11 protein-coding genes are annotated in these 15,112 nt (G+C 66.4%); all 11 read left to right on the top strand.

Annotation, left to right across the window (positions count from 1 at the left end; translation table 11 throughout):
* The first annotated feature begins 26 nt into the window (after positions 1-26).
* The 11 genes from C693_RS0106630 to C693_RS23595 all read left to right on the top strand — a co-directional run bounded on the left by C693_RS0106630 (position 27) and on the right by C693_RS23595 (position 15,054).
* Positions 27-1,082 (top strand): LacI family DNA-binding transcriptional regulator, encoded by a 1,056-nt coding sequence (locus C693_RS0106630; protein ID WP_017461472.1) that lies wholly within the window; start codon positions 27-29, stop codon positions 1,080-1,082.
* 31 nt (positions 1,083-1,113) lie between these two features.
* Positions 1,114-2,442 (top strand): L-fucose:H+ symporter permease, encoded by a 1,329-nt coding sequence (gene fucP, locus C693_RS0106625; RefSeq protein ID WP_052329361.1) that lies wholly within the window; start codon positions 1,114-1,116, stop codon positions 2,440-2,442.
* 10 nt (positions 2,443-2,452) lie between these two features.
* Positions 2,453-3,430: a carbohydrate kinase family protein gene (locus C693_RS0106620; RefSeq protein ID WP_017461470.1), complete on the top strand. Its 978-nt coding sequence runs from the start codon at positions 2,453-2,455 to the stop codon at positions 3,428-3,430.
* Entirely contained in the window at positions 3,427-4,638 is a 1,212-nt protein-coding gene (locus C693_RS0106615; protein ID WP_017461469.1) for an AGE family epimerase/isomerase, read from the top strand. Before C693_RS0106620 ends, C693_RS0106615 begins: the two co-directional genes overlap by 4 nt.
* Before the next feature lie 139 nt (positions 4,639-4,777).
* Positions 4,778-7,171 (top strand): GH92 family glycosyl hydrolase, encoded by a 2,394-nt coding sequence (locus C693_RS0106610; RefSeq protein ID WP_017461468.1) that lies wholly within the window; start codon positions 4,778-4,780, stop codon positions 7,169-7,171.
* A 100-nt stretch (positions 7,172-7,271) separates the two neighbouring features.
* Positions 7,272-9,254 (top strand): M1 family metallopeptidase, encoded by a 1,983-nt coding sequence (locus C693_RS0106605; RefSeq protein ID WP_017461467.1) that lies wholly within the window; start codon positions 7,272-7,274, stop codon positions 9,252-9,254.
* A gap of 307 nt (positions 9,255-9,561) precedes the next feature.
* Positions 9,562-10,635 (top strand): oxidoreductase, encoded by a 1,074-nt coding sequence (locus C693_RS0106600; RefSeq protein ID WP_017461466.1) that lies wholly within the window; start codon positions 9,562-9,564, stop codon positions 10,633-10,635.
* A 125-nt stretch (positions 10,636-10,760) separates the two neighbouring features.
* Positions 10,761-11,387 (top strand): phosphatase PAP2 family protein, encoded by a 627-nt coding sequence (locus C693_RS0106595; RefSeq protein WP_017461465.1) that lies wholly within the window; start codon positions 10,761-10,763, stop codon positions 11,385-11,387.
* Positions 11,388-11,639: 252 nt separating this feature from the next.
* Positions 11,640-12,596: an ABC transporter ATP-binding protein gene (locus tag C693_RS0106590; RefSeq protein ID WP_017461464.1), complete on the top strand. Its 957-nt coding sequence runs from the start codon at positions 11,640-11,642 to the stop codon at positions 12,594-12,596.
* A complete protein-coding gene (locus tag C693_RS0106585) occupies positions 12,593-13,906 on the top strand; it encodes an ABC transporter permease (RefSeq protein ID WP_017461463.1) in 1,314 nt (437 codons plus the stop codon). Before C693_RS0106590 ends, C693_RS0106585 begins: the two co-directional genes overlap by 4 nt.
* A gap of 380 nt (positions 13,907-14,286) precedes the next feature.
* Positions 14,287-15,054: a hypothetical protein gene (locus tag C693_RS23595; protein ID WP_157798568.1), complete on the top strand. Its 768-nt coding sequence runs from the start codon at positions 14,287-14,289 to the stop codon at positions 15,052-15,054.
* Positions 15,055-15,112: the final 58 nt, after the last annotated feature.

Below are 15,112 nucleotides of genomic sequence, written 5' to 3'. Positions count from 1 at the left end.
GAACCGTTTTGCAGCTGATTGCGCCCATGCCCAGCACCCACGCCCCGATTCGCCGCAAGGTCACGCTCATCGACATCGCCGCTGCCTGCGATGTCTCGCGGGCCACCGTCTCGCTGGTGCTGCGCAACAGTCCACTGGTCAACCGTCACACGCGTGAACGGGTGCAGGCCGAACTGCAGCGGCAAGGCTATATCTACAACCGGGCAGCAGCCAATCTGCGCAAGCGCACCTCGTCAAGCATCGCACTGGTGCTCAACGACCTGGCCAATCCGTTCTTCGCCGAGTTCGCGGCAGGCGTCGACGAGGAGGTCGGCGCAGCCGGCTTCGTGACCCTGCTCGGCAGTACCGGCGAGTCGCCGGAGCGCCAGCAGGCGGTACTCAGCTCGCTGATCGAGCATGGCCCCGGCGGCATCATCCTGTCGCCGGCCGAGGGCAGCGATGCCTCCCGCGTGATGGAGTCATTGGGGCCGCAGATGCCGGTGCTGCTGTTCAACCGCGAACTGGGTGGCGACCTGCCGGAGTCCGCCCACTGGGACCGGCTGATGCTGGACAACGCGCACGGTGCCGAGCTCGCCACCATGCACCTGATCGAGCAGGGGCACCGCCGCATCGCCTTCTTCGGCGGCCACGCGCAATCAAGCTCCTGCCAGCAGCGCCGCGCCGGTTTCATGAAGGCGATGAAGCGCGCCAGGCTCAAGGTGCCCAAGGACTATCTGGTCGAGAGTGCGCCGACCCGACTGGATGCCGCACGCGCCTGCGATGCTCTGTTCGCCAGCGACCCGGCGCCCACCGCCGCGGTCTGCTACAACGACGCGGTCGCGCTCGGCCTGATGCTCGGCCTTGGCCAGCGAGGCCTGCAGCCCGGCCGCAATTTCGCGCTGACCGGCTTCGACAACATCGGCGAAGCCGCCATGGTCTCGCCCTCGCTCACCACCATCTCCACCGCCCCACGCGAGCGCGGCCGCCAGGCCGCCCGCCTGCTGCTGGCCCGCCTGGAGCACCCGCAGGAGCGCGGCGAACGCACGATCGTCCCGGTCGAGCTGATCGTCCGCACCAGCAGCTGCCCACCACTGGCGGCCTGAGCCGCTCTCTTTCCTCCCAACGGAATCCGTCATGGCACTCGCCTCACCCATGTCTTCTCCGCGCTCGCCTTCCTCTCCGTCCGGCAGCGGCCGCTACACCGACTACCCCATGGCGATGGTGGTGCTCACCGTCATCTTCTTCATGTGGGGCTTCCTGACCTGCCTCAACGACATCCTGATCCCGCACCTGAAGTCGATCTTCCAGTTGAGCTATGCCCAGGTGATGCTGGTGCAGTTCACCTTCTTCGGCGCCTACTTCCTGATGGCACTGCCGGCCGGCAAACTGGTCGCCGGTCTTGGTTACAAGAAGGGCATCGTGGCCGGCCTGGCGATCGCCGGCGTCGGTGCACTGGGCTTCTGGCCCGCCGCCGGACAGCACTCGTACCCGGCGTTCCTCGGCGCACTGTTCGTGCTGGCCACCGGCATCACCGTGCTGCAGGTGGCGGCCAACCCATACGTCGCACTGCTCGGTCCGGAGAAAACCAGTTCCAGCCGGCTCACCCTGGCCCAGGCACTGAATTCCTTCGGCACCTTCCTCGCCCCCTGGTTCGGCGGCATGCTGATCCTTTCCGGCGTGGTGAAGACGCCGACGGAACTCGCCGCCATGGCGCCGGCCGACCAGCTCGCCTACCAGGCGCAGCAGGCACACGCGGTGCAGGGACCGTACGTCGGGCTCGCCGTGGTGCTGTTCCTGCTGGCGCTGTTCGTGTGGGCATTCCGCCTGCCTGCGCTGACCGAGGCCACCGACAAGGGCGACCACGACCGCCACAGCTTCGCCGAGGTACTGCGCCATCCGCATGTGCTGTTCGGCGTCATCGCGATCTTCTGCTACGTCGGCGCCGAGGTGTCGCTGGGCAGCTTCATGGTCAACTACCTGTCGATGCCGGACATCGGCCACATGAGCGAGCAGGAAGCAGCCAAGTACGTCTCCTACTACTGGGGCGGCGCCATGATCGGCCGTTTCATCGGCTCCGGACTGATGGCGACGATGTCTCCGCGCAAGCTGCTGGCCGCGTTCGCCTCGGTGAACATGCTGCTGGTGCTGACCACGATGATGAGCCATGGCAACGTGGCGATGTACAGCGTGATCGCTGTCGGCCTGTTCAACTCGATCATGTTCCCGACCATCTTCGCGCTCGGCATCGAGCGGCTCGGACCGATGACCAGCAAGGCCTCGAGCCTGCTGATCATGGCCATCGTCGGCGGCGCGATCGTACCGTGGGTGCAGGGCGTGCTGGCCGACCGCTTCGGACTGCAGCACGCCTTCGTGCTACCGCTGCTCTGCTACGCGTACATCGTGTTCTACGGCGCGTCCGGTTCGCGCGTGCGGGACAACGCACCCATGGCCCCTCACGCATGAGGCGGATGCCATGAGTCGCCCCGTCCTGTGCTTCGGCGAAGCGCTGATCGATTTTCACGGCGAAGGCCGTGACGACCACGGCTTCGCCCGCCATTTCGTGCCGTTCGCCGGCGGCGCACCGGCCAACGTGGCGGTCGCCGCCGCCCGACTGGGCGCGGGCGCACGCTTCGCCGGCATGCTCGGCGAAGACCGCTTCGGCGACTTCCTCCTCGCGCACCTGCGCGAGGCCGGCGTGGGCACCGACGACGTGGTGCGCACCGGCGAGGCGAACACCGCGCTGGCGTTCGTCACGCTGGATGCCGCGGGCGAGCGCAGCTTCAGTTTCTACCGGCCACCGGCGGCGGACCTGTTGTTCCGCGCTCAGCACTTCCGCGATCGCACCTTCGACGGACTCGGCGTGTTCCACGTGTGCTCCAACAGCCTCACCGAGGCGGGAATCGCCGCGGCCACGCTGGAGGGCATGCAGCGCGCCCACCGCGCGGGTGCACTGGTGAGCTTCGATCTCAACCTGCGTCCGGCGCTGTGGTCGTCCGGACGCGATCCACTGGATCATGTCTGGCCGGTGCTGCACCTGGCGGATGTGGTGAAGCTCAGCGCCGAGGAACTGGCCTGGCTGGCGGTCGACGGCGAGGAGGCGACGCTCGACCGCCTGTGGCGCGGCCGCACCCGGCTGCTGGTGGTCACCGATGGGCCGCGCGCGATGCGCTGGTTCCACCCCGATGCCGAGGGCGAACTACCCGCCTATGCGGTCGACACCGTCGACAGCACCGGCGCTGGCGACGCCTTCGTCGGCGGCCTGCTGTGCCGGCTGGCCGAACTCGACAACCACGCCGGGATGCTCGACCGCCTGGTCGGCAAGCTGCCCTACCTGCATGAAGTGCTGCGCTACGCGGCGGCCTGCGGGGCACTGTGTGCATCCCGCCAGGGCTCGTTCACCGCCATGCCCAGCGACGCCGAAGCCCGCGCTTTCATGGATGCCCACGCATGAGCGACACCACGCCCCCCTTCCCCGACTTCCGCTCGCCCGACTTCCTGCGCAGCCACATCGAGCAGACGATGGCGTTCTACCACCCCCGTGCGATCGACCCCGCCGGCGGCTTCTTCCAGTATTTCAGGGACGACGGCACGATCTACGACCGCAGCCATCGCCACCTGGTGAGCAGCACCCGCTTCGTCTTCAACTACGCGATGGCGTGGCTGGCCTTCGGTGATCCGGACTATCTCGACGCCACCCGGCACGGCCTGCGCTACCTGCGCGAGGTCCATCGCAACAACGCCAACGGCGGTTATCACTGGACGATCCGCGACGGTCGGCCGGAAGACAGCTCCAACCAGGCCTACGGCGTGGCCTTCGTGCTGCTGGCCTACGCCACGGCGGTGAAGGCCGGCATCGACGAAGCCCGGGCCTGGATGGACGAGACCTGGGACCTGCTCGAAGCCCGCTACTGGGACGCCGACGCGGGCCTGTACCGCGACGAGGCGGATGCCGACTGGCACTTTTCGCCCTACCGCGGCCAGAACGCCAACATGCACATGTGCGAGGCGATGATCGCCGCCTACCAGGCCACCCGCGAGCCGCGCTATCTCGACCGCGCGCTGACCCTGGCCGACCACATGACCCGCCGCCAGGCGGCCAAGGCCGGCGGCCTGGTGTGGGAGCACTACGACACGGCGTGGAACATCGACTGGGAGTTCAACAAGGACGACCCGAAGAACCTGTTCAAGCCGTGGGGCTTCCAGCCCGGCCACCAGACCGAGTGGGCCAAGCTGCTGCTGATCATGGATCCGCTGCTGCGCGAGCGCGGCACCGGGCAGGACTGGCTGGTGCCGAAAGCGAAGGAGCTGTTCGACCGCGCGCTGGCCGCTGCCTGGGACGAAGTGAACGGCGGCATCTGCTACGGCTTCGCGCCGGACGGCAGCGTCTGCGACGGCGAGAAGTACTTCTGGGTGCAGGCCGAGTCGCTGGCCGCTGCCGCGCTGCTCGAGGACCGCACCGGCGACGCCGGCTACCGCGAGGTCTACGAGAAGATCTGGCGCTACAGCTGGCAGCACATGATCGACCACACCTACGGCGCCTGGTACCGGATCCTCACCCAGGACAACCGCAAGATCGACGACGAGAAGAGCCCGGCCGGCAAGACCGACTACCACACCATGGGCGCGTGCCACGAAGTGCTGGCGCTGCTGACCGGCTGATCCACGGAACCCCGGCGGCCGGCTCGTACCGGCCGCCACTCCCCCGCGCGGGCCGGGCAGGAACCGGTCCGCATCCGCAGTCTGTCCCGCGTGGCATCGCAGGAGCGGTCCGCGTCGGACTCTCACGACCGGAGTCTGCATGTCGCGCGTCCCTGCTCCCCGCCTGTCCGTCCTCGTCCCCCTGCTGCTGGCGGCCTCGTCCGCACTGGCCGGCACGGCCCTGCCTTCGCCCGCCGGGGCGGTCAATCCGCTGATCGGCAGCAGCCACGGCGGCAACACCTTCCCCGGCGCCATGCGGCCGTTCGGCATGCTGCAGTGGAGTCCGGAAACCACCCGCGGCAAGCACAACCGCACCACCGCGCCGGGCGGCTATGCCTACGACCATCCCCGTATCCGCGGCTTCGCGCTGACCCATCTGTCCGGCACCGGCTGCGCCGGCGCCAGCGGCGACATCCCGTTCATGCCGATCACCACGGCGGTGACCCGCTCGCCGTCCGCCGACGCCACCGACAGCCTCTACGCCAGCGACTTCAGCCACGCCGACGAGGCCGCCCGGACCGGCTACTACCGGGTGAAACTGGCCAACGGCAGTACCGTGGCGCTGACCGCCGCGATGCGCAGCGGCATGGCCGACATCGACTTCCCGGCCGGCAAGCCCGCCCATCTGCTGATCCGCACCTCCGACTCCGAGGTCGGCTCCAGCGACGCACGCGTCTCGGTCGACCCGGCCACCCGCACCGTCACCGGCTCGGTCACCAGCGGCAACTTCTGCGGCTACCTCGCCAAGGCCGACCGCAAGAGCTACTACACGCTGTACTTCGTCGCCGAATTCGACCAGCCGTTCAGCGCCGGCGGCACCTGGGCGGACGGCACCGTGCACAAGGGCGCGCGTGCGGCCCGCGGCGGCACCACCTACGGCAGGAAGGGCTTCTTCCCCGACGGCAAGGGCTCGGGCGCGTGGATCGACTTCGGCGACAAGGGCGCCAGGGTTGGCGTGCGCGTGGGCATTTCCTACGTCAGCCTGGCCAACGCCCGCGCCAACCTGCACGCGGAGATCCCCAGGGGCACCACCTTTGCCACCGTCCGCGAAGAGGCCACCCGGGCCTGGAACCAGGACCTCGGCCGGATCGCCATCGACGGCGGCACGCCGGACCAGCGCACCACCTTCTATACCGCGCTGTACCACGTGATGATGCATCCCAACGTCTACAGCGACGTCAACGGCCAGTACCGCGGTTTCGACCAGAAGACGCACACGGTCGAAGGCACGCAGGAGATGCAGTACGCCAACTTCTCCGGCTGGGACATCTACCGCTCGCATCTGCAGCTGGTCACCTGGCTCGATCCCGAGCGCGGCAGCGACATCGCGCAGTCGCTGTACAACCAGGCCAAGCAGAACCACGGCGAGTGGGACCGCTGGACCCACAACTCCGGCGGCACCCACGTGATGAGCGGCGACCCCGCCGTGCCGGCGCTGGCCGATATCCATGCCTTCGGTGGCCACGACTTCGACCTCGCCGGCGCCTATGCGTCGCTGAAGAAGGCGGCCACCGTGGTCACCGCCCACGATCTCTCCGACGCCGGCTGCAACGTCGAATGCGCGGGCGAGCGCCCCTCGCTCGACCAGTGGCTGAAGCTGCACTACATCGCCAGCCAGTCGCACGCCTGGGGCGGCGCGGGCGAGACGCTGGAGGAGACCACCGCCGACTTCGCGCTGTCCGAACTGGCCCGTCTTGCCGGCGATGCCAGGGGCCAGGCGCAGTTCCTGACCCGTGCCGGCTACTGGCGCAACCTGTTCAACCCCAAGGCGACGCCGGAAGGCGGCTACATCCAGAACCGCAACGCCGACGGCAGCTGGCCGAAGTTCACCCCGGACACCGACGACGGCTTCGTCGAAGGCAGTGCTTCGGTGTATCTGTGGATGGTGCCGTACGACGTGCACGGCCTGCTCGACACGCTCGGTGGCAAGGCCGTCGCGACGAAGCGGCTGGATACGTTCTTCCACACCCCTGACGGCCAGTGGGCGCTGACCCATGCCGGTCCGCTGCACGCCGAGCTCGACAACGAGCCCTCGGTCGCCACGCCCTGGCTGTACGACTACACCGGCCAGCCGTGGAAGACCCAGGAAGCGGTGCGCATCGTCACCAACACGATCTGGAAGAACGCGCCCGACGGCATTCCCGGCAACGACGACCTGGGCGAGATGTCGTCCTGGTACGTGTGGGCCGCGCTCGGCATGTACCCGGAGATTCCCGGCCGCGCCGAGCTGGTGCTGGGCAGCCCGCTGTTCCCGCATGCGGTGATCCACGGCAGCGGCGGCGACGTCACCATCGACGCGCCCGGCGCCTCGGCCTCCACGCCGTTCGTGCAGTCGCTCACCGTCGATGGACAGGCGCACGACAAACCTTGGCTGACCACTTCGCTGGTCGGGCATGGCGGCACGCTGCATTACGTGCTCGGCAGCAAGGCGAATACGCGCTGGGGCGCGGGTGATGCGGGCGAGCCACCGTCGTTCCCGCCGCCGCATGGCTGATGCGTAGCGTGACGCGCGCGTGATCACGTAAGGTGGTGGAACGGTCGCACCCACGTGCCGTTCCACCGCTATTTCTTTCGAGACCGGGAAATCCATCCACATGACGACACCCACCACCACCCGCCTCGCTGCTGGCCTGGCGATGCTGCTCGGGGCGGCCTTGCCGCTGCACGCGACCGATACCGCCAAGGATGGCTTCAACCCGCTGGAAACCTTCGCCCCGTTCGCCTATCCGCATGCGTCCAACGCGATGCGCGATGCCAGCGGCAAGCCCGGCCCGCTGTTCTGGCAGAACCGCGCCGACTACACCATCCAGGCCTCGCTCGATCCGGTCGCGCGCAAGCTCACCGGCAGCGAGACGATCACCTACACCAACCACAGCCCCGACGCGCTCGACGTGATCTGGCTGCAGGTGGAGCAGAACCGCTACCGCAAGGACGCCCGTGGCGCGTTCGGCGGCGGCAAGTTCCCGACCGAATTCACCGACGGCGAGCACATCCGTTCGGTCGAGGTGGAAGACGCGTCCGGCCACAAGCAGCAGGCCAAATGGGTGATCAGCGACACCCGCATGCAGGTGATCCTGCCCGCGCCGCTGAAAGCACATGACGGCAAGCTCAAGCTGCACATCGCCTGGGACTACACCGTCCCCGGCGAATTCGGCGGCCGCACCGACTGGAACGCCAACCAGCAGGGCGACATCTTCGAGATGGCGCAGTGGTACCCGCGGGTGTGCGTCTACGACGACCTGCGCGGCTGGGATACCCAGCCCTTCCTCAACAGCGAGTTCTATCTCGAGTACGGCAACTTCGATTACCGCATCACCGTGCCGTCGGACATGATCGTGGTCGGCTCGGGCGAGCTGCTCAACCCGCAGGACGTGCTGACCAGGACCGAGATCAAGCGCCTGGACGAAGCCCGCCACAGCGACGCCACGGTGATGATCCGCACCGCGGCGGAAGTCACCGACCCGGCCTCGCGGCCGAAGCAGAGCGGCACGCTGACCTGGCACTTCGCGATCAGGAACGCGCGCGACGCCGTGTTCGGCGCCTCCAAGGCGTACATCTGGGATGCCGCGCGGATCAACCTGCCCGGCGGCAAGACCGCGCTGGCGATGTCCGCCTATCCGGTGGAAAGCGCCGGCGACCAGGCCTGGGGCGTGGCCACCCAGGACCTGAAGAAGTCGGTGGAGTTCTTCTCCAGGACCTACTTTCCGTATCCCTATCCGGTGGCCATCAACGAAGCCGGCACCGCCGGCGGCATGGAGTACCCGGGCATCACCTTCGACCACAAGAAGGCCGCCGGCCCGGTCCTGCGCATGCTGATCGCGCACGAGATCGGACACACCTGGTTCCCGATGATCGTGGGCAGCAACGAGCGCCGCGACGCGTGGATGGACGAGGGCTTCAACACCTTCGTCGACGTCTACGAGGCCGAGGCCTTCGACGGTGGCAAGTTCGCGCCCAAGCGCGACAGCGAGTACGCACCGGGCAAGGGCACGCCGGCCGAGCAGATCGCCGCGCTGCTCAAGGACCCGGACGCCCCGCCACCGATGACCTACGCCGACGCGGTGAAGGAGAAGTACCGCCACCCGATCACCTACTTCAAGACCGCCTTCGGCCTGGTGCTGCTGCGTGAGCAGATCATCGGTCCCGAGCGCTTCGACCCGGCCTTCCGTCGCTACATCGCCACCTGGGCCTACAAGCACCCGAGCCCGTCGGACTTCTTCCGCTTCATGGACAGCGAGACCGGCGAGGATCTCAACTGGTTCTGGCGCGGCTGGTTCGAGCACAACTGGCCCTTCGACATGAGCGTGGACAAGGTCGCGCCGGCCGACGGCGGCTGGAAGAACGGTGCGGACGTCACCGTGTCCAACCACGACAAGCTGGTGCTGCCGAACACGCTGGAGCTGACCTACGCCGACGGCAGCACGCGCGACGTGCGCGTGCCGGTGGAGACCTGGATGCAGCACACCAGCTACGTGGTGCACGTGGATGGCACCCAACCGGTGACCATGGTCGAGCTCGACCCGAAGCACGATCTGCCGGATGCAGATCGAGGCAATGACCGCTTTGCGGTGAAGTAAGGGCCACCCACCGTGATGCCTTGGCAAAGGCCCGCCGCGTCGGCGGGCCTTTGCTTTTTGTAGCGAATCGCTCACGGATGGGACGGCAGGCGGGTGGGGCAGCGCAAGACGCTGGATCCCGGCCTTCGCCGGGATGATGACTTTTGAGGCTGCCCACTAGCATCTGCTGCCGAGGCTCAGTTAGAAGAAAGCCCAGCGAAACAGCACTGCCGTGTCGCTCAAAAATCTGTAAGCCGTCATCCCGGCGAAAGCCGGGATCCAGCGACTTGAATCTTCAAACCACTTCGCACTCGGCACCGCCATGACTATGCCCGCCCCCATCCGCGTCGGCCTGATCGGCTACGGCTACGCCGGCAAGACCTTCCACGCGCCGCTGATATCCGCCACGCCCGGCATGGAACTGGTCGCCGTCGCCTCGCGCGACGCCGCCAAGGTTCACGCCGACCTGCCCGACGTGCGCGTGCTGCCGACGCCCGGCGCGCTGATCGCCGACGACGACATCGATCTGCTGGTGATCGCCACGCCCAACGACACCCATGCTCCACTGGCCAGCACGGCGCTGCGCGCCGGCAGGCAGGTGGTGATCGACAAGCCGATGGCACTGGACCTGGCCGAGGCGCGTGCCCTCGTCGCGCTGGCCGACGCCTCGCCCGGCCAGCTCTCGGTCTTCCACAACCGCCGCTGGGACAGCGACTACCTCGCGGTGAAGCAGGCCATCGGCGAGGGCAGCATCGGCGAGGTGATGCACTTCGAATCGCACATCGACCGCTACCGCCCCGCCGTGCGCGACCGCTGGCGCGAATCGGCCGGTCCGGGCGCGGGCATCTGGTACGACCTTGGCCCGCACATGGTCGACCAGGCGCTGCAACTGTTCGGGCTGCCCGAGCGCGTGCACGCGGGGCTGGCGATCCAGCGTGCCGGTGGCCTCAGCGACGACTGGGCGCACGTGCGGCTGGACTACGGCGCACGGCAGGTGATCGTGCACGCCGGCATGCTGGTCGCCGGCGGCGCGCGACGCTTCGTCGTCCACGGCACCCGCGGCAGCCTGGTAAAGGTCGGCACCGACCGCCAGGAGGCGCAGATGCTGGCGGGACAGGCCCCCGGCACTCCGGGCTGGGGCGACGATCCCGACCCGCTGGTCGTGATCGATGGCGAGGGTCGCGAGACCCGGCGAGCGACGGCGCCGGGCGACCAGCGTGCCTACTACGCCGGCCTGCGCGACGCACTGCGGGATGAGGCGCCGATGCCGGTGCGTGCGATCGAGGCGCTGGCGACCATGGCGGTGATCGAGGCCGGCTTCGCCTCCCATCGCGAGGGCCGCGCCGTGTCCGTGCCGCTCACACCGGTCGAGCGGCAGGCGCTCGACCGTCCCGGATACTGACCCTCGTCAAGCTTCGCCCCGGGCGTCGGGAGGATGCTCTGGCCCCACGTAAGCGGGACGAAAGCCGGCACGCGCAGGCTCGAGGCGTCCGGGGTCCGTCCCCGCGATGATCGGGGAGATTCGTCATGCGCCGTCTTTGCCTTGCCTTGTGCCTGTTCGCCACGGTCCTGGTCACGTCGCCGGTTCGCGCCGCCGGCGGCCCGTTCGGTATCGACCACCGCCTGCACTACGACAACCGCGGCATCTGGAAGCGCAACAACCAGCTGGCACTGATGTACGGCAGCATCCTCACCGTCGGCGTCGGCGCGCTGGCGCTCGGCGACAACGACAAGCTCGGCGACACCTTCTGGCGCTCGGTCGATTCGATGGTGATCACCGGCGTCGCCGCCACCGGCATGAAGTACACCTTCCGCCGCGAGCGGCCCTCGCACACGGCCAGCCCCAACCAGTGGTTCAAGGGTTCCAGCGCGCAAAGCTTCCCCAGCGGCGAGGTTGCGGCGATCTCCGCGGCGGTGACGCCGTTCATCGTCAACTACGGCGACGAACATCCCGCGGTCTACGCACTGGCGCTGCTGCCGGCCTATGACGCCGTCGCGCGCATGAAAGTCCGCGGCCACTGGCAGAGCGACGTGCTGGTCGGTGCTGCCCTGGGTACCGGCATCGGCATCTGGTCGGCCAAGCGGAAGTCCCCCCTGATCCTGAGCTGGCTGCCCGGCGGCTTCCAGGTCGGCTTCATCCACCATTTCCGTTGAGCGCCTGACAGACCGCCAGAGCAGAGCCCGCCGCGCGGCGATGCGCGGCGAGCGGATCCGGAGCGGAAGTTGGCGGGATGGTCTGCGCATGCTTGCGCCGACACGGTCGGCCGACCCGTTCCACGCTCTCGTCCTGGCGCGCTCCTAGCCGCGATGAAGACAGGTGACAAACGACACTTCGGGACGCCATTTGCACCGTGCTAGCTTGATCTGCGGAAGGTCGGGGAGACCGGCGAACAGGGAGCAGTGCGCGTGTCCAGCATCAGCGTTGAATCGGTAACCAAGCGGTTCGCCGGCCATACGGCCGTGAGCAATCTGTCGTTGCAGGTACCGTCCGGTGGCATCTATGGCCTGCTCGGCCCCAACGGCGCCGGCAAGTCCACCACCATCCGTCTCATCATGGGCATCCTGCAACCCGACGAGGGACGCATCGCCCTGTTCGGTGCCAGCGGCAGCGGCCGCAACCTCTCCTCACGCATCGGTTACCTCCCCGAAGAGCGCGGTCTCTACAAGAAGATGAAGGTGCTGGATCACCTGGTGTTCCTGGGTGAAGTGAAGGGGATTTCGCGCACCGAGGCGCGGCGTCGCGCACTGGTCTGGCTGGAACGCCTGGAAATCGCCAACTGGGCGCAGAAGAAGGTGGAGGACCTCTCCAAGGGCATGCAGCAGAAGGTTCAGTTTGCCGGCGCGCTGCTGCACGAACCGGAACTGGTGATTCTCGATGAGCCGTTCTCCGGCCTCGACCCGATCAACGCCCAGGTCATGAAGGACATCGTGGTGGAGATCGCTGCGGCCGGCCGCACCGTGCTGCTTTCCACCCACGTCATGGAACAGGCCGAACGCATGTGCGATCGCGTGGCGATCATCGCCCGCGGCAAGCTGGTGGCGAACGGGACCGTGGCGCAGGTGAAGGCCGACTTCGGCGGACGTCACGTCGCACTGGGGTTTTCCGGCAATCGACCGCTCGCCGACGCGGTACTCGCCGATCCCCGGCTGATCGCACGGATGGACGACTACGGCGCCAGTGCCGAACTGAAGATGGCTGAAGGCGCACAGCCCGAGCAGCTGCTCGCCGCACTGGTCAACGCCGGCGTGGGCCTGCGCCGCTTTGAAGTGGTGGAGCCCTCGCTGCACGCCATCTTCGTGGCCAAGGTCAACTCCGATCCCGACGCCGCCCCCCTGCCGGTTGCCACCGGAGCCGCCGCATGAACAAGACCTTTGCCGTGATCCGCCGCGAGTACGTGGAGCGCGTGCGTACGCGGGCCTTCCTGATCTCCACGTTGCTGTTGCCGGTGTTCATGGTGGCGATGGCGGTACTGCCGGCACTGTTGATGCGCGGCGGCGACCACACCAGCCGCGTGGCGGTGGTGGATGCCTCCGGCGCCGGGCTGGGCCAACCGGTCATGACCGCGCTCGGGACCGCCACCTTCGGCGACAGCGCACAGGTCAGGCCACGCTACGAACTGACCCTGTTCACCACCGATACCGAACACCTCGACCAGGTGCGAAGCGGCCTGATCGCCAAGGCCGGCTTCGCACGGGACACGCAGCCGGATGGCTGGAACGGCGTACTGGTTCTCGACGCCGACACGCTGGCCAGCGGCAAGCTGCACTACTACGGCGACGACGTCAGTTCGCCCAACGGCATGGGCCGGCTGCAACGCGAAATCTCCAAGGCGCTCGCCGGCGTGCGACTGGCGCATGCCGGCGTCGACCAGGCGCTGGTCGCCAAGGCGATGGCGCCCGCGGACGTGGACACCGCCAAGGTCACCGACGGCAAGCTCACCGGACAGAGCGGCAAGGCATCGTTCGTGCTCGCCTACGCGATGGGCTTCATCCTCTATATCGCCATACTGTCCTACGGCAGCCGCACCCTGACCTCCGTCATCGAGGAAAAGAATTCCCGAATCATGGAGGTGCTCACCTCTTCGCTCACGCCGTTCCAGATGCTGATGGGCAAGGTGCTGGGCGTGGGACTGGCCGGCCTGACCCAAATGGCGATATGGGTGGGCACGGCCCTCGTGCTCGGCAGCCAGGGCCCGCATCTGGCCGGTGCATTCGGCATCGGCGCTGCCGCAGGAAATTTCGCCATTCCCAGCATGCCGCCATCGTTGCTGGCGGTGTTCCTGCTCTACTTCACGCTGGGCTTCCTGATCTACGGTTCGCTGTACGCAGCGATCGGCGCGATGTGCAACACCATCCAGGAGGCACAGCAGTACGCCGTCTTCGTCACCATGAGCATCGTGGTCGGCTTCATGTCGATGTTCGGGCTGATCAACAACCCCTCGGGCATGCTGGGTACCACCATGTCCTTCATCCCGTTCTTCGCTCCGTTCACCATGCCCGTCCGCTGGTCGATGACCGCCGTGCCACCCACGCAACTGGCGCTGTCACTGGGCCTGATGGTGCTGGGTCTGCTGGCCTGCGTGTGGCTGGCCGGGCGCATCTACCGCACCGGCATTCTGATGTACGGCAAGAAGCCAAGCTGGGGCGAGCTGTGGCGGTGGATCCGGGCGTAGCGCGCCGGACACGAAAACGGCAGCCCCGAGGCTGCCGTTTCTGCATCGACAGGCTGAAGCAGCGACTGCTTCAAAAGGTTGTGCACACATAGCGACTACGCACTAAATATCGAATGAATCCTACTTCATTGTCTCAAAAAAAAACTTATCGCGATGTCGGCCGGACCTTTCTGCGCCACACCAGGGAAATCAGTCGACCTAGCGCCAATGGGAGCTCGAGCAAGACCACGTATGGCCATACTGGCTCGTGCTCTCACGCTGATGGACCGGCAAAAAACTCGTCAAGTATCCAGTAGTAAATAAGGAACTCCTTGCCGAGAAAAAATTTCGCAGCCGCACATCAAGGCAGCGGCGTTCGCATTAGGCCGAGAGCGAAATCCATGAAAATTATTCTAGTTTTCCTTATGACCGTTTGCGTCACTTCGCTGCCGGCATTCGGGGTCGAAACGAAAACTCGTGATCTCACTCAAGCTCAGTACAATGAGCTGATCCTCGCTCTAAAAAGGGGGGACGTGGGTGAGCTGCCGCGCTGCCCAGTTAATGAGTGCCCATCAAATATTTCTCACCTTTTACGGGCGACAGCATTTCGAATTGAATGGAATTTGGCTTCTTCGAGTCAGGAAGCAGCTCGTTGCATATCTGAATCCAAAGACAACGAAAGCTTTGCAGCGTACACCTGCGCCAGGATTATTAGCGCCAACGCAATTAACTTATATGGCTACTATGGTTACTGGTCCACCCTCCGGTCACTCGCCAAGGCCACAAAGCGTGGCTATGCAGATGGGACGTGGCAGAAGCTTTGGGGCAAAAACGCGGGCACAGAAGCTAATAGCCCCGTAATCCAAGATAGCATAGCCCTGCAGAGACTCGCTATGCGAAAGCCTCATTTTGAATATAAACAAACCATAAAATCTGTACAACTCTTTGGGGACGGATCGGCAAAATCATATACCAATGACTTCAAGCCCAGCCACGCAATTTTAAACTATCCCTCTGCTTACATTTATGTCAACGGAAAAAGGTTGATGATGCTTATTGATACCGGATCCGCGGTAAGTTCGTTAAACGCTTCTGCTGCGAAGATCGCTGGTGTCTCACGTTTAGAAGTGAGCGGACTTAGCTCTACTAGCGACGTCCCCCCGCTTTGAGTAGCGGGACGGTTTGGAGTCCGGGGTCACTTTAACTGCTTGGCATAGGCGGCGGGTG

It is taken from the genome of Dyella ginsengisoli LA-4 (genome assembly GCF_000334915.1).
GTDB lineage: Bacteria > Pseudomonadota > Gammaproteobacteria > Xanthomonadales > Rhodanobacteraceae > Dyella_A > Dyella_A ginsengisoli_A.
This window is presented reverse-complemented; position numbering and strand designations above follow the sequence as displayed.

Excerpts from the sequence above, each read along its gene's own strand:
- C693_RS0106605 (WP_017461467.1), top strand. The coding sequence starts at position 7,272 with ATGACGACACCCACCACCACCCGCCTCGCTGCTGGCCTGGCGATGCTG.
- C693_RS0106615 (WP_017461469.1), top strand. The coding sequence starts at position 3,427 with ATGAGCGACACCACGCCCCCCTTCCCCGACTTCCGCTCGCCCGACTTC.
- C693_RS23595 (WP_157798568.1), top strand. The coding sequence starts at position 14,287 with ATGAAAATTATTCTAGTTTTCCTTATGACCGTTTGCGTCACTTCGCTG.
- C693_RS0106585 (WP_017461463.1), top strand. The coding sequence starts at position 12,593 with ATGAACAAGACCTTTGCCGTGATCCGCCGCGAGTACGTGGAGCGCGTG.
- fucP (WP_052329361.1), top strand. The coding sequence starts at position 1,114 with ATGGCACTCGCCTCACCCATGTCTTCTCCGCGCTCGCCTTCCTCTCCG.
- C693_RS0106620 (WP_017461470.1), top strand. The coding sequence starts at position 2,453 with ATGAGTCGCCCCGTCCTGTGCTTCGGCGAAGCGCTGATCGATTTTCAC.
- C693_RS0106630 (WP_017461472.1), top strand. The coding sequence starts at position 27 with ATGCCCAGCACCCACGCCCCGATTCGCCGCAAGGTCACGCTCATCGAC.
- C693_RS0106610 (WP_017461468.1), top strand. The coding sequence starts at position 4,778 with ATGTCGCGCGTCCCTGCTCCCCGCCTGTCCGTCCTCGTCCCCCTGCTG.
- C693_RS0106600 (WP_017461466.1), top strand. The coding sequence starts at position 9,562 with ATGCCCGCCCCCATCCGCGTCGGCCTGATCGGCTACGGCTACGCCGGC.
- C693_RS0106595 (WP_017461465.1), top strand. The coding sequence starts at position 10,761 with ATGCGCCGTCTTTGCCTTGCCTTGTGCCTGTTCGCCACGGTCCTGGTC.